This is a genomic window from Kitasatospora sp. NPDC036755 (assembly GCF_040636595.1).
Lineage (GTDB): Bacteria > Actinomycetota > Actinomycetes > Streptomycetales > Streptomycetaceae > Kitasatospora.
This window is the reverse complement of record NZ_JBEZUT010000063.1, coordinates 12,774-31,861: the sequence shown is the minus strand read 5'-3', so window position 1 is coordinate 31,861 and position 19,088 is coordinate 12,774. Positions and strand designations below refer to the sequence as shown.

Sequence of the window (19,088 nt, the reverse complement as noted above, 5' to 3'; positions counted from 1 at the left end):
GATGGCCACGGATCAGACCGCCTTTCGGAGAGGGACCACCGGCTGCTGGCCGGGCTGCTGCTGGGGGGTCTCACCGGGGTGCCGTGCACCGGGTCGGTGAGGATCGCGCTCTCCACCCCGTACAGCTCGCGCACCAGCTCCGGGGTGACGATGTCGCGCGGCGCGCCCTGGGCGGCCACCCGGCCGTCCCGCATGGCCACCATGTGGTCGGCGTAGCGGCAGGCGGTGGTCAGGTCGTGCAGGACGAGGACGACGGTGCGGCCGCGCTCGGTGAGTCCGCGCACCATCTCCAGCACCTCCAGGGCGTGCCCCATGTCCAGCGCCGAGGTGGGTTCGTCCAGCATCAGGATGTCGGTGTCCTGGGCGACGGCCATCGCGATCCAGGCACGCTGGCGCTGGCCGCCGGAGAGAGTGTCGAGCGGGCGGTCGGCGAGTTCGTGCAGGTCGGCGGCGGTGAGGGCGTGTTCCACCGCCTCGGCGTCGGTGGCGGACCACTGCCGCAGCAGGCCCTGGTGCGGCTGGCGGCCGTAGCGGACCAGGTCACGGACGGTCAGCCCGTCCGGGGCGGTGGCGGACTGCGGCAGCAGGCCGATGATCCGGGCGATCGCGCGGGTGGACAGCGAGGTCAGCGGCTTGCCGTCGAGCAGGACGGCGCCGGAGCGCGGGGCGATGGTCCGGGCGAGGCCGCCGAGCAGGGTGGACTTGCCGCAGCCGTTCGGGCCGACGATGACGGTGACCTGCCGCTCCGGCAGTTCGAGGTCCAGCTCGCGCACCACGATGGTGCGGTCGTGGCCGAGGCTGAGCGCGCTGGTCGCCAGCCGGTGGGCCGGGGCGTCGGCGGCGGTCGCGGTGGGGGCGGTCATGCGGTCCTCCGGGGACGGGTGGTGAGCAGCAGCCAGAGCAGGTACGGGCCGCCCACGACGGCGGTGACCAGGCCGGCCGGCACCTCGATCGGCGACAGCGCGGTGCGCCCGATCAGGTCGGCGAGCAGGGTGAAGGCGGCGCCGGCGGCGGCCGAGGTGAGCACCGGCACGCAGCGCGGTCCGGCGATCCGGCGGGCGGCCTCGGGCGCGGCGAGCGCGATCATGCCGAGCGGTCCGGCGACGGCCACGGCCAGGCCCGCGCAGACCACGGCGACCGCCAGGACGCCGATCCGCAGGCCGCGCACCCGGACGCCCAGCCCGGTGGCGACGGCGTCGGAGAAGCGCAGCAGCGACAGCCGGCGGCCCAGCAGCACGGCGGCGGGCAGGCAGACCAGCAGGCCGAGTTCGAGGTGGCCGACGGTGTCGGCGTCCCGGCTGTTGAGGGTGCCGACCGTCCAGCCGAAGGCGGCGTTGGCGGCATCGATGGCGGCGCGGGAGAGCATCAGGTTGGTCACCGCGCCGAAGACCGCGCCGATACCGAGGCCGACGACGAGGAAGCGGTAGCCGTTGCGGCCGGCCCCGCCGCCGAGGGCGAAGGCGAGCGATGCGGCGGTGGCGGCGCCCGCCAGGGCCGCGGCGGAGGGCAGCAGCTGGGTGGCGACGCCGGTGACGGAGGCGACCGCGAAGGCGGTGGCGCCCTCGTTGAAGCCGACGGTGTCCGGGGTGGCCAGCCGGTTCTGGGCGAGGGTCTGCATCAGGCAGCCCGCGACGCCGAGGGCGGCGCCGACGGCCAGTGCGGCCTCGGCGCGGGGCAGCCGGAGCTTCTCCACCAGCAGGACGTCGCGGGCGGTGCCGTCGCCGAAGGCGGCGCGCAGGGCGGTCACCGGGTCCAGGTCGGTCTCGCCGACGGCCAGGCAGACGGCCGTCACCGCGACCACGGCGGCCAGCAGGGCGGCGAAGCCGAGCAGCGGCCGGACGGGGACGAGCACCGAGCGGTCGCCGCCGAGGACGAGCAGCCGGGTGCCGGGTGGGGTCGGCCGTCGGGTCGCGGCCGGGCGCGGGCCGGGGCCCGGGGCCTTCGGGGCGTTGAGAGTGGCGGTCACAGCGAGGGCATTCTGTGCGAGCGGACGACGGCGACCAGGACGGGGGCGCCGCACAGGGCGGTCATCACGCCGAGCGGCATCTCGTACGGGCGGGCGACGAGCCGGGAGGCCACGTCGGCGAGCAGGACGACGGCCGGGCCGAGCAGGGCGGACACCACGAGCAGCCGGCGCAGGTCCGGGCCGACCAGGGCCCGGGCGGCGAAGGGCACCACCAGGCCGACGAAGGAGACCGGCCCGGCGATCGCGGTGGCGGCGCCGACCAGCAGTGCGACAGCGGTCACCGCGAGGGCGCGGGCGCGGCGGGGCTTGTGGCCGAGGCCGGTGGCGACGTCGTCGCCGAGGCTGAGCGCGGTCAGCGCCGGGCCGGAGAGCAGCGCCAGCAGCAGACCGAGCAGCAGGACGGGCAGCACCGACAGCAGTTGGTCGGTGCCGCGGCCGGCCACCGAACCGATGGTCCAGAAGCGGATCTCGTCGGCGGCCCGGGCGTCGGACAGCAGCAGCACGGAGGAGCCGGCGTTCATCAGCCCGCTCAGCGCGGCGCCGGCGAGCACCAGCCGGACGGGGTCGTCGCCGGTGCCGCGCAGCCGGGCCGCGCCGAGTGCCAGCAGGCAGCCGGCGGCGGCGCCCAGCACCGCGACGTAGGGGCCGACGCCGGCGGCGCTGGCGCCGAGCACGATCGCGATCACCACGGCGAAGGAGGCGCCGGTGCTGACGCCGAGCAGGCCGGGCTCGGCCAGCGGGTTGCGGGCGGCGGCCTGGAGCACGGTGCCGGCCACGCCGAGCGCGAGCCCGACGGCGAGGGCCACCGCGGTGCGCGGGGCGCGCAGGTGGAACACGGTGAACCGGGAGTCGGAGTCGCCGTCACCGAGCAGGGTGGCGAGCGCTCGTGACGGCCCCACGTCACCGGCGCCGAGCAGCAGGCTCGCCAGTACGGCGAGCAGCAGTATCGCGCCGGCGGGCAACAGTCCGCGCAAGAGGAGTGATCGGAATGTCACACCGGGGCCTCTCCGTCATGGCCTTACGTATGGTTAGGCTAACCTCAGAAAAACGGTTCGTCCGTAAACTACCATTCCTCGGAGAACACCCATGCTTGGCACCCGCTTTACCAAGACCCTGCTCGGAACGGCCGTCGTCGGCGCCCTCGCCCTGGGCCTGACCGCGTGCGGCTCCTCGGGTTCCGGCAGCTCCGCGGGTGACTCCGGCTCCTCCTCCACCGCCGCCAAGGACGGCAAGCGCAGCATCGACACCGCCTTCGGCGCCGTCGAGGTCCCGGCCGAGGCCAAGCGGGTCGTCGCCCTCAACGACACCTCGCTGGACACCGCCCTCTCACTCGGCGTCACCCCGGTGGGCACCAGCTCCAGCCGCGGCGGCACCACCGCCCCGGCCTACCTGAAGGCCGACTCCGTCCCGCTGGTGGCCACCGTCAAGGAGCCCAACATCGAGGCGATCCTCAAGGCCACCCCCGACCTCATCCTGGCCTCCTCGGGCATCGAGAAGGCGCAGTACGACAAGCTCTCCGCGGTCGCCCCGACGATCGTCCCCAAGGCCGGCGACTGGCGCGCGGTGCTCGCCGTGTACGGCGACGCGCTCGGCCACAAGGACGACCTGACCGCCAAGCTCGACGCCCTGGACAAGCGCGCCGCCAAGGCCGGCGAGGGAAAGACCGGCAGCGCCGTCGTGATGCGGTGGATGCCCAACGGCCCGATCGTGATGAACACCACCAACATGCCCGGCGACCTGCTGAAGAAGGCCGGCGCCGCCACCCTGCCGATCGCCGACGGCCTGGGCGCCCAGCCCCACTCGGACCCGCTGTCCCTGGAGAACCTCAACAAGGCCGACGCCGACCGGATCTTCGTCGCCACCCTGAACGCCGAGGGCGAGAAGGCCCTGGAGACCGCGCGCAAGCAGGAGGCCTTCACCCGCCTCAAGGCCGTCGGCACCGACCAGGTGACGGGCGTCGACGGCCAGGTGTGGAGCAGCAGCTCCGGCCCGATCGCGGCGGAGAAGGTCGTCGAGGACATCGAGAAGGCCTTCGCCGCCAAGTAACCGACCCCGCCGGGGAATTCCCCCCCCAGAGTCCACGGGCCCCACTCAGGACCGCACGGACACGAAGGGCCGTCACCGGAAGGAATCCGGTGACGGCCCTTCCGGCTGCCGGCTCGACGGGGCGGCCGGCGCGGACACTTCGAGCCGGAAGCCGCTGATGGGCGGCGGCCCGGCACCGACATGACAGCCGCCCCCGGACAGCTCGTCCGGGGGCGGCTGTCATGCCTCCAGGACCAGCCGGAGGAGATCGCGCAGGGACTCGCGCTGCTCGGCGCCGAGCCGGGCCAGCGGGTCACCGGCGAACGGCATCCGGGCGCGCAGGTCCGCGGCGACCTCCCGGCCGGCGGCGGTGGCGGCGACGCGTTTGACCCGGCGGTCGACGGGGTCGACGCTGCGCTCGACCAGGCCGCGCGACTCCAGCCGGTCGACGATCACCGTCACGTTGGACGGCTCCGCGTGCAGCCGCTCGGCGATCCGCCGGGTCGGGACCGGGGCCTCGGCGGTGAGCAGCGCCTTGGCCTGCAGCGCGGTCAGCCCGTGGACCGCCGCGGCCTCCTCGGCCTCCCGGCCGTAGCGGCGGTTGACGGCCGCGAAGAGTCCGACGATCTCCTGGGCGAGGTCATCCGATGGGTGGGGCATGACCACCAGGGTAGCCAGGTGCTTGACAGGGTGAACTATCGGGCCACATAGTTATGAATCATATTGGTTATGATCCGTAATTATCTGGAGCCCGACACCATGAGCGACAAGACCGTCCTGATCACCGGCACCTCCTCCGGCATCGGCCTGGCCACCGCCGTCGCCGCCGCCCGCGGCGGCTGGCACGTGATCGCCACCATGCGGAACACCGCGAAGGCCGGCCCGCTGCTGGCCGCCGCCGAGGCGGCCGGGGTCACCGTCGACCTCCGGGCGCTGGACGTCACCGACCAGGCCTCCGTCGAGGCCTGCCTGGCCGGCGTCGAACGGCTGGACGCGCTGGTCAACAACGCCGGCGCGGGCCACGTCGGCACCCTGGAGCAGGAGAGCGTGGCCGACGTCCGCGCCGTCATGGAGGTCAACTTCTTCGGGGTGCTGCACGTCACCAAGGCCGCCCTGCCCCTGCTGCGGGCGAGCGGCGGCCGGGTGCTGACCGTGACCAGCGTCGGCGGCGTGGTCGGCCAGCCCTTCAACGAGGCGTACTGCGCCGCCAAGTTCGCGGTCGAGGGCTTCATGGAGTCGCTCGCCCCGGTCGCCGCCACCGTCGGGGTGTCCGTCAGCGTGGTCGAACCGGGCGCGGTGGCCAGCGAGTTCGTCACCAACGTGGGCCTCACGGACGACGCGGCCGAACAGGCCGGGCCGTACGCGCCCGCCCTGGCCGCCTACCTGGAACGCACCCGCGACGCCTTCGCCTCCGCCCAGGCCGCCGAGGACGTGGCCGCCCGGATCCTCGACCTGCTGGCCGCCGAGCGGCCCGCCTTCCGGGTGCTCACCTCCGACGCCGCCCGGGGCTTCGCCGGGATCAAGCTCCGGGACCTCGACGGCTCGGCCGTGCGGGACCTGACCGCCGGCTGGGTCGGCTAACCCGCCACCGTCTCCGCCACTGCCTCCGCACCGGGCCCGCGCACGTCCGGGACGCGGCAGCCGGGCACCGTCCGCGGGTGCGGCACCGGCGGCCCCTGGGCGCGCCGCTCGCGGTCCAGCTCGGCGCCGGCCCGCACCGCCCGGTACACCGCCCGGGCCAGCCGGGTGCCCCAGAACGAGCGCGGGCCACCGAAGGGGTCGGCGGGCCCCTCGTCGGAAGCCGACCGGACGGCCACGCAGACGGCGTCGGACGGGGTGCCCGAGCAGTCGTAGCCGGCGTCCAGCAGGGCCTGGACCTTGGCCTCGGTCGCGGTGGCCAGCAGGTTGACCAGGCCCCCGTCCGCGACCGCGGCCGGCACCACGGCCAGGATGTTGATCGTGCCGGGCCGGTACTCCACCGGCGCCGCGGCCGGGTCCGCCGCCCACAGCGCGACGCCGATCCCGGTGGTGACCACCGCGCTGACCCCGCCGTCCTCGGCCCGGGTGCAGTCGTCCACCTCGGCCGCCGTCATCAGCCCGACGCCCGGGCCCGAGAGCCCCTGCGCGGCGGCCAGTTCGGCCAGGTGCTCGGCCGGATCCATCCGCGCGTAGCCCGGCCGCACCTGGGCGTTGAGCACCCATCCGCGCTCCCCGAGCCCGCCGCCGAGCACCGCGCTGCTCACCATCCGCCAGCCGGGCCCGGCCCGCCACACCAGCAGGTGGCGGCAGGCGCCGTCCTCGGTCCGTACGGCCCGTCCCACCCGCACTGCGCCCTCGTTCACGACCACTCCCCCTCCACCGGTCACAACACCACCCTGGTCCGTCGGTCCGGGTCGACCGCCGGCCGCTCCCCCGCCGGCGGCCGGGCCCGTCCGCTCTCCTCCCCCGACGGCCCTGGGTCCGGGCCGTCGGGCCGTGCCGCTCAGGAGGGGACGGCGCAGGTGGCGGCGGACGGTGCCTGGTCCTCCTCCTCGCCGGGCCGCATCACCTGCACGTTCTCCAGCAGCGCCTCGACCAGCTCGTCCAGGTCGAGGCGCCGCTCCACGGCCCGCAGCCGGCCGATCCGCGCCCCGGTGGTGACCTCCGGCGGGGCGAGCAGGCTGCAGCAGTCCTCGTCCGGCAGGACGGAGATCCCGGCCGTGCCGAGCACCCTCGCCTGGTCGATGATCTCCTGCTTCTCCCAGCCGACCAGCGGGCGCAGCACCGGCAGGGTGGCCGCCTGGTCCACCGCGACCATGTTGGCCAGGGTCTGGCTCGCCACCTGCCCCAGGCTGTCGCCGGTCACCAGCGCCTGCGCGCCGGTGGCCTCGGCCAGCGCCGAGGCGGTGCGGACCATGAGGCGGCGCTGGGCGACCACCTGCAGCCGTCCGGCACCCGCGACGGCCAGCTGCTTCTGGGCCTTGCCGAGGGCGATGACGTGCAGGGCGCCGGGCGGCTGGTAGCGGTTGAGCTCGCGGGCCAGCGCGTAGGCCTTGTAGACCGACGCGGGGTTGGTGTACGGCGCGCCGCTGAAGTGCACGAAGTCGCAGGCCAGGCCGCGCCGCATGGCCCGGTGCGCGGCCACCGGCGAGTCGTACCCCCCGGAGAGCAGCACCAGGGCGCGGCCGCTGGAGCCCACCGGCAGTCCGCTCAGCCCGGGGTGGCGCTCGGCGGACAGGAAGGTCTCGCGGCGGTCGATCTCGACGGACAGGGTGACGTCGGGCGCGGTCAAGTCCACCCGCAGGCCCGGCACCCGCGGCTGGAGCAGCGCCCCGAGCTCCCGCTCCAGCTGGGAGGAGGTCAGCGGGAAGGCCTTGTCGCGCCGCTTGGCGCGCACCGCGAAGCCGGTGGCGGCCCGGCCGGCGCACGCGGCGCGCAGCACCTCCAGCCCGTTCGCCTCGATCGACTCCATCGTGCTGGGCACGCGCAGCGCCGGCTCCACGGAGCTGAAGCCGATCACGGTGCGTGCCCTGGCCACCAGGGTCTCGACCGGCACCTGCCCGCCGAGCACGGTGAGGCTGTGCGGCGTGCGGATCCAGGTCGAGCCGCCCACTCCGCGCAGCGCCGCCCGCAGGTTGTCCTCCAGGCGCTGCACGAACGCGCGCCGGTTGCGGCCCTTGAGGGCGACCTCGCCGTGCTTGAGCAGCACGCAGGGGCCGTAGGGTTCGGTGCCGCCGCGCTGGGCGGGCAGGCGGGTGTCGTCGGTCGGGTGGTCCATCCGGAAGTCCCAGCGTCGTCGTTCGGTGTCGTCGTTCGGTGTCGTCGGCCCCTCCATCGTGCCGGACGGGCCGGAGCGGGCCTCGGGGCGGTCCGGAGGGGGCGCGCGGGGCCCGTGCTGGGGCCGGTTCACGCCCGTGCCCCCGCCGTCAGCGCGTCCTCCGTCAACGCGCCTGCCGGCGGCACGCCCGGAGCCGTCGGCCCGGGCAGGGCCCGGCCCGCGTGCCGCAGCGCGGCCTCGACCCGGACGGCGTCGGCCGTGTCGCGGACCTCGTGCACCCGTACCGCCCACGCCCCCTGGGCGGCGGCCAGCACGCCGGCCGCCGCGGTGGCCGCGTCCCGTTCCCGGGCCGGGCGGGCCTCGCCGGTGTCCGGGTCGGCCAGCAGCTCGCCCAGGAACCGCTTGCGCGAGGCCGCCACCAGCACCGGGCGCCCGAGCGCGCTCCACGCGCCCAGCGAGGCCAGCAGCGCCCAGTCGTCCCTCCGGCTCTTGGCGAAGCCGAGCCCCGGGTCGACGATGATCTGGGACGGGTCGACCCCGGCCGACACGACCGCGTCCATCTGCCGGGCGACCTCGCCGATCACCTCGGCCACCACGTCGGTGTAGTCGGCCAGCGCGTCCATGCCCGCGGACTGCCCGCGCCAGTGCATGACGACGAAGGGCACCCCGGTCCCGGCCACGGCGCGGGCCATGTCCGGATCGGCCAGGCCCCCGCTGACGTCGTTGACGATCCGCGCGCCGGCCTCCACCGCCGCGTCGGCGACCCGGGCGCGCATGGTGTCGATGCTGACCAGGACGCCCTTGTCGGCGAGCGCGCGCACCACCGGGAGCACCCGGCGCAGTTCCTCCTCCTCGGAGACCCGGGTCGCGCCGGGCCGGGTCGACTCCCCGCCCACGTCCACGATGTCGGCGCCCTGGTCCACCAGCAGCAGGCCCCGGTCCACCGCCCGTCCCGGGTCCAGCCAGCGCCCGCCGTCCGAGAACGAGTCGGGTGTCACGTTCACGATTCCCATAACCGCGCACCGGTCCCACCCGGGAAGTCCCGGCAATGCCTGCGAAGGTCTTTTCATGTCCCCATTGTGCCGTCCCGCCCCAGGCCCCCCGCCAGGCACCCCCGGTGGAGAATTCCGTATCACGGAGTGGACACTCCGGGATTGGTCCGCACCAATCCGGATAACCTCCTGCCATGACACTCGGAATCCCCACCACGCGCACGGACCGGGCGGCCTCCATCCGCGAACTCCTCGCGACCGGCAGGCGTTCCTACTCGTTCGAATTCATGCCGCCCAGGAGCGCCGAAGCGGAAGCCGGCCTGTGGAACGCGATCCGGCGCCTGGAGGCCCTTTCCCCCACCTTCGTCTCGGTGACGTACGGCGCCGGCGGGTCGACCCGGGAGCGGACGGTGAACGTCACCGGGCGCATCGCGCAGGAGACCACCCTGACCCCGGCCGCCCACCTGACCGCCGTCGGCCACAGCGTCGCCGAGCTGCGGAACATCCTCGGCCACTACGCCGACCAGGGCGTCCGCAACATCCTGGCGCTGCGCGGCGATCCCCCGGGCGACCCGCTGGGCCCCTGGGTCCGCCACCCGGACGGGGTGGAGTACGCGGCCGACCTGGTGCGGCTGATCAAGGAGTCCGGGGAGTTCTGCGTCGGCGTGGCCGCGTTCCCGGAAATGCACCCGCGCTCCCCCGACTGGGATTCCGAGATCGGCCATTTCATCGCCAAGTGCCGGGCGGGCGCCGACTACGCGATCACCCAAATGTTCTTCGAGACCGACAGCTACCTCCATTTCCGGGACCGACTGGAATCCGCCGGCTGCGCCGTTCCGATCATTCCGGAGATCATGCCGGTGACCACGATCCGGTCACTCCGGCGGATTCCCACGCTGACCACCGCGGCCATTCCCTCGGAATTCTCCGAGCGCATGCTGGAACACCGGGACGACCCCCGGGCGGTCCGGGCGATCGGAATCGAGTACGCCACCGCGATGTGCCGGCGACTGCTGTCCGAAGGGGTCCCCGGTCTGCATTTCATGACCATGAACTTCTCCACGGTCACGACGGAGATCTACCAGAACCTCGGCCTGCCCGAGTCCGGCTGAGCCATCCGACGGGAGCGGGCGCGGCGGCCTCGCCGCGCCCGCTCCGACTCCCGGAATCCGGCCTCCGTCAGCCGGCCAGTTCCGCGCGCAGCACCCGGGCCGCGCCGACCAGGCTCTCCAGCGAGGCCCGGGTCTCCGTCCAGCCGCGGGTCTTCAGCCCGCAGTCCGGGTTGACCCACAGCCGCTCCGCCGGGATCGCCGCCAGACCCGCGCGCAGCAGGGAGACGGCCTCCTCGGTGCTGGGGACGCGCGGCGAGTGGATGTCCCAGACGCCCGGGCCGACCTCGCGCGGGTAGCCCGCCGCGGCCAGCTCGCCGGCCACCTCCATGTGCGAGCGGGTCGCCTCCAGGGAGATGACGTCCGCGTCGAGGTCGTCGATCGCGGTCATGATCGCACCGAACTCGGCGTAGCACATGTGGGTGTGGATCTGGGTGTCGGCCCGCACCCCGGAGGTGGCCAGCCGGAAGGCCTCGGTGGCCCAGTCCAGGTACGCCGGGCGGGCGGCGGCCCGCAGCGGGAGGGTCTCGCGCAGGGCCGGCTCGTCCACCTGGACCACGGCCGCGCCGGCCGCCTCCAGGTCGGTGACCTCGTCGCGCAGGGCGAGGGCCACCTGCCGGGCGGTGTCGGCCGGCGGCTGGTCGTCGCGGACGAAGGACCAGGCGAGCATGGTGACCGGACCGGTCAGCATGCCCTTGACCGGGCGGTCGGTCAGGTGCTGCGCGTAGACGAACCACTCGGTGGTCATCGGGTGCGGGCGGGAGATGTCGCCGGCCAGCACCGGCGGGCGCACGTACCGGGTGCCGTACGACTGCACCCAGCCGTGCCGGGTGGCGAGGTAGCCGGTGAGCTGCTCGGCGAAGTACTGGACCATGTCGTTGCGCTCGGGCTCGCCGTGTACCAGGACGTCCAGGCCGGCCTTCTCCTGGTACGCGATGACTTCGCGGACCTCGCTCTCCATCCGCTCCCGGTAGGCCGCGGCGTCGATCCGTCCGGCCGTCAGGTCGGCGCGGGCGGTGCGCAGTTCGGTGGTCTGCGGGAAGGAGCCGATGGTGGTGGTCGGCAGCAGCGGAAGGCCGAGCCGGGCGCGCTGGGCCTCGGCCCGCTGCGGGTAGGCCTGGGCGCGGCGGGTGTCCTCGGCGGTGACGGCGGCCGCCCGGGCGCGCACCGCCGGGTCGTGGGTGATCGGGGAGTTGGCGCGGGAGGCGAGGTCGGCGCGGTTGGCGGCGAGCTCGGCGGTGATCGCGCCGGTGCCCTCGCGCAGGCCGCGGGCGAGCAGCGCCGCCTCGCCGGCCTTCTGCCGGGCGAAGGCGAGCCAGCGGGCGATCTGCGGGTCCAGCTCCCGTTCGGCGGCGGCGTCGATCGGGACGTGCAGCAGGGAGCAGGACGGCGCGACGTCGACGGTGTCGGCGAGGCCCAGCAGGGTCGCCAGCGTGGACAGCGACTTCTCCAGGTCGTTGATCCAGATGTTGCGCCCGTCGATCACCCCGGCGACCAGCCGCTTGCCGGGCAGCCCGCCGACGGCGGCCAGGTCCTCCAGGTTGGCGGCGGCCGGGCCGGTGAAGTCCAGCGCCAAGCCCTCCACCGGGGCCTTGGCCAGCACCGACAGTGCCTCGCCGAGCCGGTCGAAGTAGCTCGCGACCAGCAGCTTGGGCCGCTCGGTGAGGGCGCCGAGCTCACGGTAGGCGCGCGCGGCGGTGTTCAGCTCGGCCGGGGTGCGGTCCTGGACCAGCGCGGGCTCGTCCAGCTGCACCCACTCAGCCCCCTCGGCCCTGAGCGCCGCGAGCAGCTCGGCGTAGACCGGCAGCAGCCGGTCCAGCAGCGTGATCGGCTGGAAGTCCTCGGCCACCCCGGGGGCAGGCTTGGCCAGCAACAGGTAGGTCACCGGGCCGACCAGCACCGGACGGGCGGCGTGGCCGAGTGCTACGGCCTCCGCGAACTCGCCGACCGCCTTGGCCGGGTTCGCGGCGAACACCGTGTCCGGGCCCAACTCCGGCACCAGGTAGTGGTAGTTGGTGTCGAACCACTTGGTCATCTCGAGCGGTGCGACGTCCTGGTTGCCGCGCGCCATCGCGAAGTACCCGTCCAGCGGGTCGGCGTCGACCGCCTCCCGGTGGCGCGGCGGGATCGCGCCGACCGCCACGCTGGTGTCCAGCACGTGGTCGTAGAACGAGAAGTCACCGGTCGGGACCTCCCCGACCCCCGCCCCGGCGAGCTGGGCCCAGTTGGTCCGGCGCAGGTCGGCCGCGGTCGACAGCAGCGCCTCGGCCGTGACCGTGCCCTTCCAGTAGCCCTCGATCGCCTTCTTCAGTTCACGGTTACGGCCCTGCCGGGGGTAGCCGTACGCGGTGGCCACGGACGCCGCGGCTGCGGACTTCGCTGTCAAGGGACTCTCCTTCGCGAGCCTGAATCCTCAAGTGCACCGGTGGCGGCACGAGGACGCGAAGGGAGGACGAACCGGACGGACACCCGTGCCCGTGCACGGCTCCGCCTGGTATGGTCGCCGACCCGCCCACGAGGTCACCGGATGGCCGCACGCGAACGGTCGCGCGCGGGCAGTGGCAGGTCTTCGGACTCGCGGGCGCGCCCACCCGGTCGAAACCGGGGCGGACACCTACTGGCCGTCGCTTCCCAGACCCGTCCCGGGTCCAGTGCGTATGACGGCGGTCGTTCCCACTCACCGCTGCGGGGCAGTCCCGGATTCCCACCGGGTTCCCTCTTGCGACACCCCGCCTGGCGGGCGGGGCGAACCAGCTGCGTGGCCAGCTTAGGGGCAGAACGCCACCGCGGAGGCGGAAATCTCGAAAGCCGTCTGCATCGTGAGACGGAGCGCCCCGGACGGCCACCCCGAACGGCTGCCCGGACGGCTACTCGACCGGCTCGCGCTCCGGCCCGGTGCGGCCGGTCCGCCGCTCCCGCGCCGCACCGTCGCGCCGTTCCTCGGAGGAGCCCTCCACGACCAGCTCCGGGACGCGGTGCGGCCGCCCGTCCGCGTCGATCGCGACGAAGACCAGCTGCGCCGTCGCCACCCTGGTGACGGGCCCGGTGAGGTTCCACCGCTCCGAGGTCACCACGACGGCCACGTCCATCGAGGTCCGCCCGACGTGCTCCACCCGGGCCCGGACGGTGAGGAGATCCCCGGCCCGGACGGGGGCCAGGAAGGACATCTCCTCGACCGAGACGGTGACCGCGGGGACTCCGGCGTGCCGGCCCGCGGCGGCGGCCGCCGCGTCGTCGATCAGCTTCATCATCACGCCGCCGTGCACCGAACCGTAGAGGTTGGTGTCGTGGTCGCTCATGATGTGGGCGAGGGTCACCGCGGAGTCGGCCGGGGTGCGGGAGAGGACGGACGGACTGGTCACAGCGACGGCCCGCCCGTCATGGCGCCGCGGGAGTCGTGGTCGGCGTTCCGCTGCACGGAACCCTCCTTCGTGGGTCGCGCGCCCCGTGCCGGGCACGCGAAGGAGCGGGCGGCCGTGCGCATACGGCCCACCCGCACCAGCGGCCCGCCCTCGGGGTCGTGGTGGGACCGCGGGCCACCACGGCACGCGGGCAGCGGCAGGTCTTCGGACTCGCGGGCGCGCCCTCCCGGCCTGACCGGGACGGACACCTACCGGCCGTAGCCTCCCGGGCCCGTGTCCGGGCCCGCCGCACAGGACGGCGGTCGCTCCCGCTCACCGCTGCGGGGCAGTCCCGGATTCCCACCGGGTTCCCTCTTGCGACACCCCGCCCGGCGGGCGGGGTGAACCAGCTGCCCGGCCAGCTTACGTCCATCCGCGCAGCTCACGGCCACCGCCCACCTCCTCGGTCGGTCCACGCACGACCGCCGGGGCCGTACGCCGGGGCGGACGGCAGAATGTCCCCCATGCGGCACATCTTCGTCATCGGCATCGGCGCGGGCGACCCCGACCACCTGACCCTGCAAGCGGTCAAGGCGATCGGTCGCACCGACGTCTTCTTCATCCTCGACAAGAGCGAGGAGCGGCAGGACCTGATCAGGCTCCGCCGCCGGATGCTGGCCGAGCACGGCCTGCCCGGGCACCGGGTGGTCGAGGTGCCCGACGCGGAACGGGACCGCACCACCCCCGCGTACACCGCCGCCGTGGACGACTGGCGCGTGCGCCGCGCCGATCTGGTCGAGCGGCTGTTCGCCGAGCACCTCGGCCCGGAGGAGAGCGGCGCCTTCCTGGTCTGGGGCGACCCCGCGCTCTACGACAGCGTCATCGCCGTGGTCGAGGACGTGTCCACCCGTGGCGGGGTGCCGTTCGAGTTCGAGGTGCTCCCGGGCATCAGCAGCGTCTCCGCGCTCGCCGCCCGGCACCGCACCACGCTGACCAGGGTCGGCCGCCCGGTGCAGATCACCACCGGTCGCCGCCTGGCCGAGGGCTTCCCCGCGGGGGTGGACGACGTGGTGGTGATGCTCGACGGCCGGGCCGCCTTCACCGAGATCGACCCCCGGGGGCTGGAGATCCACTACGGCGCCTACCTCGGCACCCCCGACGAGGTGCTCGTCTCCGGGCCGCTCGCCGAGGCGGCCCCGCGGATCCGCGAGCTGCGCGAGCGGTCCCGCGAGCGCAAGGGCTGGATCATGGACACCTACCTGCTCCGGCGCTCGGACGGCTGACCCTCGGCAGCGTGACGCGGTGCGCCGCCCCGGGCGGCGGGGCGGCGCGGCGCGTCAGCGGTCGGTGAACTCCGGCGGGCGCTTCTCGGCGAAGGCCGCCATGCCCCCTCACCGTGACCTCGGCTGGGGCCTCAGCCCAGGAGCTTCGCCAGTACCCGGTCGAGCGCGTGGATGTCCTCCGGCGGCAGCGCGAGCAGCGCGTCCGGCGGGGTGGTGAGGATCCCGGTGGCGAGCGCCGCCTTCGCCTCGCCCTCCTCGGTGAGGTGGACCAGCTTGGAGCGCCGGTCGGCCGGATTGGTGATGCGTTCGGCGAGGCCGCGCCGCACCAGGTCGTCCACGATGACGGTGGTGTACGGCGGGTCGGCGGTCAGCCGCTCGGCCAGCTCCCGCAGGGTGATCGGGCCGGCGGCGAGCCGGCGCAGCGCCCTGACGCGGCTGAAGCTCATGCCGAGGGCGTCGGCGACGATCCTGCGGCGGTCGTGGCGCTCCAGCACGAGTGCGTACATCCCCTGCCAGACCCGGGCCGCCGCCCCGGCGTCGGCCTCGCTCACCTCCGGGTGCCCGCCGGTGTCAAGGCGCTCCATCAGGTGCCCACCGTCTCCTTCGTCCGCTCGTTCTCCTCGACCGCCTCCTCGGCGGCGAGCCGCTGTGCCGTGCGCTCGGCCGTCGCCCGGGCCCAGCGGCCGGAAGTGAGCGTACCGGCGATCAGTACGGCGGCCCCGCAGCCGACGATGATCCACCACGCCGTCCGCGCCGCCCCGGTGAAGGCCACCGGGTCCGTGAGGACGGTCCCGGCCATCAGGGCGCCGGTCACCGCGACGCCCAGGGACTGGCCGACCTGCCGGCTGGTGGAGGCCACGGCCGCCGCCACCCCGGCCTGCGCGCGGGGCATCCCGGAGACGGCGGTGTTGGTGATGGGCGCGTTGACCAGGCCGAAGCCGGTGCCGAAGAGCAGGAAGGCGAGGACCAGCAGACCGGTCGGCAGGTGCTCGGAGTAGCCGACCGCCTGGAGCAGGGCGCTCGCGGTCAGCGCGGCCCCCGCCAGCAGCAGCGGTGTGCGCGGCCCCCGGGTGGCCACCATCCGACCGGACAGCGGCGCGGCGAGCAGCGACATGACCGCCATCGGCAGCATGAATAGCCCGGCGTGCAGCGGGTCGAGTCCGCGGACCTCCTGGAGGTACAGGGAGCCGAGGAACAGGAAGCCGCCGAGGCCGGCGAAGGCGGCGACCGCGATCACGGTGGCGCCGGAGAACGGCGCGGAGCGAAAGAACCGCAGGTCGATCAGCGGGTCGGCGCGCCGGGGTTCGTACCACAGCAGGCCCAGCAGCGCTCCCAGCGCGGCCGCCGCGCAGCCGAGCACCACGGGCGAGGTCCAGCCGCGCTCCGGCGACTCGATGATCGCGTAGGTGAGGGCGGCGAGCAGCACGACGACCAGCGACTGGCCGACCGGGTCCACCCGGCGGGTGCGGGCCGCCCGCGACTCCGGCACGTAGCGGGTGGTGAGGAAGAGCGCGGCCAGGCCGATCGGGACGTTGATCCAGAAGATCGCCCGCCACCCGGCCGACTCCACCAGCGCCCCGCCGATGATCGGCCCGGCGGCCATGCTGATGCCCACCACGCCGCTCCAGACGCCGATCGCGCGGGCGCGCTGCCGGGAGTCGGTGAAGGTGTTGCTGATGATCGACATGGCGACGGGGTTGAGCATCGATCCGCCGACCGCCTGGAGCATCCGCGCGGCGATCAGCCAGCCGAGCCCGGGAGCCAGGCTGCACAGCAGGGAGGCCCCGGTGAACACCACCAGGCCGATCCGGAACACCCGGCGGCGGCCGATCCGGTCGGCGGTCGATCCGGCGAGCATCAGCAGGCTGGCCAGGACCAGGGTGTAGGCGTCGATCGTCCACTGCAGTCCGGACACCGAGGTGTCCAGGTCGCGACGGATGGCGGGCAGGGCCACGTTCAGGATGGTGTTGTCGAGGCTGACGATCAGCAGGCTCATGCAGCAGATGGCGAGCACGAGCCAGGGCCGCGGTCGAGCGGCATCGGGCATGACGAACGCTCCAGATTTACTTGTGTTGTTGTAATGATTGTGAGCATATAACTAATTCGGGAGACCACTCCACCCCGGCCCCGACCCCGGCCTCCCCGGCCTCCCCCGACCCCGACATCCCCGGCCACCCCGACCGCCCCCGGACAGCACAACGGCCGCGCCCCGCCGATCTCCTCGGCGGGGCGCGGCCGTACGGGCCCGCGGGGGTCAGGCCTTCTTGACCACGCTGGACTTGAGCTGCATGGCGCCGAAGCCCTCGATCCGGCAGTCGATGTCGTGCCCGTCCACGCCGTCCACCAGGCGGATGTTGCGCACCTTGGTGCCGGCCTTGATGCCGGAGACGCTGCCCTTGACCTTCAGCGCCTTGACCACCGTCACGGTGTCGCCGTCGCTCAGCACGTTGCCGACCGCGTCCTTGACGACCCGCTCGCCGGCCGGCGCTCCGGCCGCCTGGTCGGCGCCGCCGGGCACCCACTCGTGGGCGCACTCGGGGCAGACCATGAGGGCGTTCATCTCATAGGTGTACTCGCTGGAGCACTGCGGGCACGGGGGAAGGTTGTCGCTCATGAGCTCAGATTATCCAGGGTGTTCGGAGGTGGCCCTCGGGACGGGTGAGGAGGTCAGCAGGGGTGCCGGAGCCGCTCGGCGGCCCCGGTGGCGGTGAGGCCGTGGCCGGCGGCACGGCCGTCCTCGGCGGCGTGCGCGCGGTCGGCGGGCACCGCCCGGCCGTGCAGGTGGGCTCGGGCGTGGGCGATGGCCTCGGGGGTGGTCGCGAAGACGTGCCCGTCGGCATGCAGCCCGTCGAGCACACCGAGGGCGTCCAGCGGGCGGTGGTGCTCGTCGCGGACGCCGGAGACCAGCACCAGGGTGCCGCGCCGGCGCAGCGCGGTGATGGCGTCACCGAGGACGGTCGCGCCGCTGGCGTCGATCGCGCTGACCCGCGACATCCGCAGGATCGCGACCTCGACCTCGGCGGACTCGGTGAGTTCGAGCAGGAAGCGGTGCGCGGCCGCGAACAGCAGCGGCCCGTCGATCCGGTAGGCCACGATGTGCTCGGCGAGCAGCGCCAGCTCCTCCTCGTGGTGGTCCGCGGCCGGAGCCTGCGCCCGCAGCGGGACCTGCTCGACCCGGGCCGCCCGGGCGACGGCGGCCAGCGCCAGGACGCCCGAGACCAGCACCCCGAGCACCACGGCGGTGACCAGGTCGAAGGCCAGGGTGGCGACGGCCGTCAGGGCCAGCACGGCGGCCTCGCCGCGCCCGGTGCGGGCCAGCGCCCGCAGCGAACCGACCTCGACCATCCGGACCGCGGTGGCGATCAGCACCCCGGCCAGCGCCGCCAGCGGGATCCCCGCGACCAGCGGCGCGGCCGCGAAGACGATCACCGCGAGCACCGCGGCGTGCACCAGGGCGGCGAGCCGGGAGGCCGCGCCGGAGCGCACGTTGACGGCGGTACGGGCGATCGCGCCGGTCGCGGCGACGCCGCCGAACAGCGGGGCGGCCAGATTGGCCAGGCCCTGGCCGAACAGCTCGCGGTCGCTGTCGTGCCGGCCCGACACCCTCATCGCGTCGGCCGCCGTCGCGGACATCAGGGACTCCAGCGCGGCCAGCGCGGCGACGGCGAACGCCGAGGGCAGCAGCGCGGGGACGGCGGAGAGGTCGACGAAGCCGAACGAGGGCGCGGGCAGGCCGGCGGGCAGGTGGCCGATGGTGGCGACCGGCAGGCCGGCCAGCTCGGCGGTGACGGTCGCGGCGACGACGGCGATCAGCGAGAACGGCAGCGCGGGCCGCAGCCGCACGCCGACCAGCATCACGGCGGCGACGGCGAACGCCACCCCGACGGCCGCCCAGTGCGGCGCGACGGCGAAGTCGCGCACCGCCCGGGCCGCGACCACCGCCGGATTGTCGCCCTCGGGTTTGGGCACCCCGAGCGCGCCGGGCACCTGCTGCAGGGCGATGACCCCGGCGATGCCGAGCGTGAAGCCCTCCACCACGGGCACCGGCACGTACGCCATCCAGCGCCCGGCCCGCAGCAGGGCGAGGAGCACCAGGACCATCCCGGCCAGCAGGCCGACGGTCAGCACGCCGTCGGTGCCGTAGCGGGCGACGATCGGGACGAGGACGACGGTCATGGCGCCGGTCGGCCCGGACACCTGGAGGTCGGAGCCGCCGAAGACGGCGGCCAGCGCCCCGGCCACGACGGCGGTGGCGAGCCCGGCCTCGGCGCCCGCCCCGGAGGAGATGCCGAAGCCCAGGGCCAGCGGCAGCGCCACGATCGCCACCGTGAGACCGGCGAGCAGGTCCTTGCGCGGGGAACGGCCCATGGTGGCGAGGATCGCCCGGGTGGGCAGCACGGCCCGCACCCGGTCGCCCACGACAGCTGCGAGGCTCATGCCGCGCTCGCCTCCGACCGGCCTGCGGTCGGCCGCCGTTCGCCGGTTCCCGCGGTCACGACCGCCCCTTCCCTATGCCCGTCGGCGCCAGGACGCGCCTCCTACCGGGTCAACGGCACGACAGCATGTATGAACTTGAAGAATTTTTCAAATCACTTGTTTCGCATGTGGTGGATCC

At 74.4% G+C, this 19,088-nt stretch carries 17 protein-coding genes and 2 riboswitches; of the genes, 4 read left to right on the top strand and 13 right to left on the bottom strand.

The window, feature by feature from the left end:
* The 3 genes from AB0E96_RS12550 to AB0E96_RS12540 all read right to left on the bottom strand — a co-directional run.
* A partial coding sequence (locus AB0E96_RS12550; RefSeq protein WP_359821997.1) for an ABC transporter ATP-binding protein occupies window positions 1–863 on the bottom strand: 863 nt, incomplete at its 3' end.
* Window positions 860–1,966 carry an iron ABC transporter permease gene (locus tag AB0E96_RS12545; RefSeq protein ID WP_359821995.1) on the bottom strand — a complete coding sequence of 369 codons (1,107 nt, stop codon included), beginning with the start codon at window positions 1,964–1,966 and terminating at the stop codon, window positions 860–862. The genes AB0E96_RS12545 and AB0E96_RS12550, both read right to left, overlap by 4 nt.
* Window positions 1,963–2,940 (bottom strand): iron ABC transporter permease, encoded by a 978-nt coding sequence (locus AB0E96_RS12540; RefSeq protein WP_359821992.1) that lies wholly within the window; start codon window positions 2,938–2,940, stop codon window positions 1,963–1,965. The genes AB0E96_RS12545 and AB0E96_RS12540 overlap by 4 nt, the downstream gene beginning before the upstream one ends.
* A gap of 112 nt (window positions 2,941–3,052) precedes the next feature.
* On the opposite strand from AB0E96_RS12540, the gene AB0E96_RS12535 reads away from it, so the two are divergent.
* Window positions 3,053–4,012: an ABC transporter substrate-binding protein gene (locus AB0E96_RS12535; RefSeq protein ID WP_359821990.1), complete on the top strand. Its 960-nt coding sequence runs from the start codon at window positions 3,053–3,055 to the stop codon at window positions 4,010–4,012.
* Between the two features lie 219 nt (window positions 4,013–4,231).
* Here AB0E96_RS12535 and AB0E96_RS12530 read toward each other — a convergent pair whose 3' ends face one another.
* Window positions 4,232–4,651, bottom strand: coding sequence for a MarR family transcriptional regulator (locus AB0E96_RS12530; protein ID WP_359821988.1), 420 nt, complete (start codon window positions 4,649–4,651; stop codon window positions 4,232–4,234).
* A gap of 69 nt (window positions 4,652–4,720) precedes the next feature.
* Here AB0E96_RS12530 and AB0E96_RS12525 point away from each other — a divergent pair, with 69 nt between their 5' ends.
* The gene (locus tag AB0E96_RS12525; RefSeq protein ID WP_359821985.1) at window positions 4,721–5,572 is read left to right on the top strand and encodes an SDR family oxidoreductase; all 852 of its coding nucleotides are present in this window, start codon (window positions 4,721–4,723) and stop codon (window positions 5,570–5,572) included.
* Here AB0E96_RS12525 and AB0E96_RS12520 read toward each other — a convergent pair.
* The 3 genes from AB0E96_RS12520 to folP all read right to left on the bottom strand — a co-directional run bounded on the left by AB0E96_RS12520 (window position 5,569) and on the right by folP (window position 8,818).
* On the bottom strand, window positions 5,569–6,339 hold the full coding sequence (locus AB0E96_RS12520; RefSeq protein ID WP_359821983.1) for an adenosylcobinamide amidohydrolase: 771 nt from the start codon (window positions 6,337–6,339) through the stop codon (window positions 5,569–5,571). The two genes, AB0E96_RS12525 and AB0E96_RS12520, sit on opposite strands and share 4 nt — an antisense overlap.
* 134 nt (window positions 6,340–6,473) lie before the next feature.
* On the bottom strand, window positions 6,474–7,748 hold the full coding sequence (thiI, locus tag AB0E96_RS12515; protein ID WP_359821981.1) for a tRNA uracil 4-sulfurtransferase ThiI: 1,275 nt from the start codon (window positions 7,746–7,748) through the stop codon (window positions 6,474–6,476).
* A 128-nt stretch (window positions 7,749–7,876) separates the two neighbouring features.
* A complete protein-coding gene (folP, locus tag AB0E96_RS12510; protein ID WP_359821978.1) occupies window positions 7,877–8,818 on the bottom strand; it encodes a dihydropteroate synthase in 942 nt (313 codons plus the stop codon).
* 116 nt (window positions 8,819–8,934) lie between these two features.
* On the opposite strand from folP, the gene metF reads away from it, so the two are divergent.
* Window positions 8,935–9,852: a methylenetetrahydrofolate reductase [NAD(P)H] gene (metF, locus tag AB0E96_RS12505; RefSeq protein ID WP_359821976.1), complete on the top strand. Its 918-nt coding sequence runs from the start codon at window positions 8,935–8,937 to the stop codon at window positions 9,850–9,852.
* Between the two features lie 67 nt (window positions 9,853–9,919).
* Here metF and metE read toward each other — a convergent pair whose 3' ends face one another.
* Together metE and AB0E96_RS12495 are read right to left on the bottom strand one after the other, a co-directional pair.
* A complete protein-coding gene (gene metE / locus AB0E96_RS12500; protein ID WP_359821973.1) occupies window positions 9,920–12,235 on the bottom strand; it encodes a 5-methyltetrahydropteroyltriglutamate--homocysteine S-methyltransferase in 2,316 nt (771 codons plus the stop codon).
* Between the two features lie 177 nt (window positions 12,236–12,412).
* Window positions 12,413–12,570: riboswitch (cobalamin riboswitch) on the bottom strand.
* A gap of 146 nt (window positions 12,571–12,716) precedes the next feature.
* Window positions 12,717–13,211 carry a hotdog domain-containing protein gene (locus AB0E96_RS12495; RefSeq protein WP_359821970.1) on the bottom strand — a complete coding sequence of 165 codons (495 nt, stop codon included), beginning with the start codon at window positions 13,209–13,211 and terminating at the stop codon, window positions 12,717–12,719.
* Window positions 13,212–13,409: 198 nt separating this feature from the next.
* A riboswitch (cobalamin riboswitch) is annotated at window positions 13,410–13,567 on the bottom strand.
* A gap of 147 nt (window positions 13,568–13,714) precedes the next feature.
* On the opposite strand from AB0E96_RS12495, the gene cobF reads away from it, so the two are divergent.
* Window positions 13,715–14,473 carry a precorrin-6A synthase (deacetylating) gene (gene cobF / locus AB0E96_RS12490; protein WP_359821967.1) on the top strand — a complete coding sequence of 253 codons (759 nt, stop codon included), beginning with the start codon at window positions 13,715–13,717 and terminating at the stop codon, window positions 14,471–14,473.
* A 131-nt stretch (window positions 14,474–14,604) separates the two neighbouring features.
* Here cobF and AB0E96_RS12485 read toward each other — a convergent pair whose 3' ends face one another.
* From AB0E96_RS12485 to AB0E96_RS12470, 4 genes are all read right to left on the bottom strand, one after another.
* Complete coding sequence (locus tag AB0E96_RS12485; RefSeq protein WP_359821965.1) at window positions 14,605–15,057, bottom strand: MarR family transcriptional regulator; 453 nt, start codon at window positions 15,055–15,057, stop codon at window positions 14,605–14,607.
* A complete protein-coding gene (locus AB0E96_RS12480; protein WP_359821962.1) occupies window positions 15,057–16,520 on the bottom strand; it encodes an MFS transporter in 1,464 nt (487 codons plus the stop codon). The genes AB0E96_RS12485 and AB0E96_RS12480 overlap by 1 nt, the downstream gene beginning before the upstream one ends.
* A gap of 207 nt (window positions 16,521–16,727) precedes the next feature.
* A complete protein-coding gene (locus tag AB0E96_RS12475; protein WP_359821960.1) occupies window positions 16,728–17,087 on the bottom strand; it encodes a zinc ribbon domain-containing protein YjdM in 360 nt (119 codons plus the stop codon).
* A gap of 53 nt (window positions 17,088–17,140) precedes the next feature.
* Entirely contained in the window at window positions 17,141–18,910 is a 1,770-nt protein-coding gene (locus AB0E96_RS12470; protein WP_359821957.1) for a SulP family inorganic anion transporter, read from the bottom strand.
* Window positions 18,911–19,088 lie beyond the last annotated feature (178 nt).

Excerpts from the sequence above, each read along its gene's own strand:
- cobF (WP_359821967.1), top strand. The coding sequence starts at position 13,715 with ATGCGGCACATCTTCGTCATCGGCATCGGCGCGGGCGACCCCGACCAC.
- AB0E96_RS12470 (WP_359821957.1), bottom strand. The coding sequence starts at position 18,910 with ATGAGCCTCGCAGCTGTCGTGGGCGACCGGGTGCGGGCCGTGCTGCCC.
- AB0E96_RS12535 (WP_359821990.1), top strand. The coding sequence starts at position 3,053 with ATGCTTGGCACCCGCTTTACCAAGACCCTGCTCGGAACGGCCGTCGTC.
- AB0E96_RS12530 (WP_359821988.1), bottom strand. The coding sequence starts at position 4,651 with ATGCCCCACCCATCGGATGACCTCGCCCAGGAGATCGTCGGACTCTTC.
- AB0E96_RS12475 (WP_359821960.1), bottom strand. The coding sequence starts at position 17,087 with ATGAGCGACAACCTTCCCCCGTGCCCGCAGTGCTCCAGCGAGTACACC.
- AB0E96_RS12485 (WP_359821965.1), bottom strand. The coding sequence starts at position 15,057 with ATGGAGCGCCTTGACACCGGCGGGCACCCGGAGGTGAGCGAGGCCGAC.
- folP (WP_359821978.1), bottom strand. The coding sequence starts at position 8,818 with ATGAAAAGACCTTCGCAGGCATTGCCGGGACTTCCCGGGTGGGACCGG.
- AB0E96_RS12480 (WP_359821962.1), bottom strand. The coding sequence starts at position 16,520 with ATGCCCGATGCCGCTCGACCGCGGCCCTGGCTCGTGCTCGCCATCTGC.
- metF (WP_359821976.1), top strand. The coding sequence starts at position 8,935 with ATGACACTCGGAATCCCCACCACGCGCACGGACCGGGCGGCCTCCATC.
- AB0E96_RS12525 (WP_359821985.1), top strand. The coding sequence starts at position 4,721 with ATGATCCGTAATTATCTGGAGCCCGACACCATGAGCGACAAGACCGTC.
- thiI (WP_359821981.1), bottom strand. The coding sequence starts at position 7,748 with ATGGACCACCCGACCGACGACACCCGCCTGCCCGCCCAGCGCGGCGGC.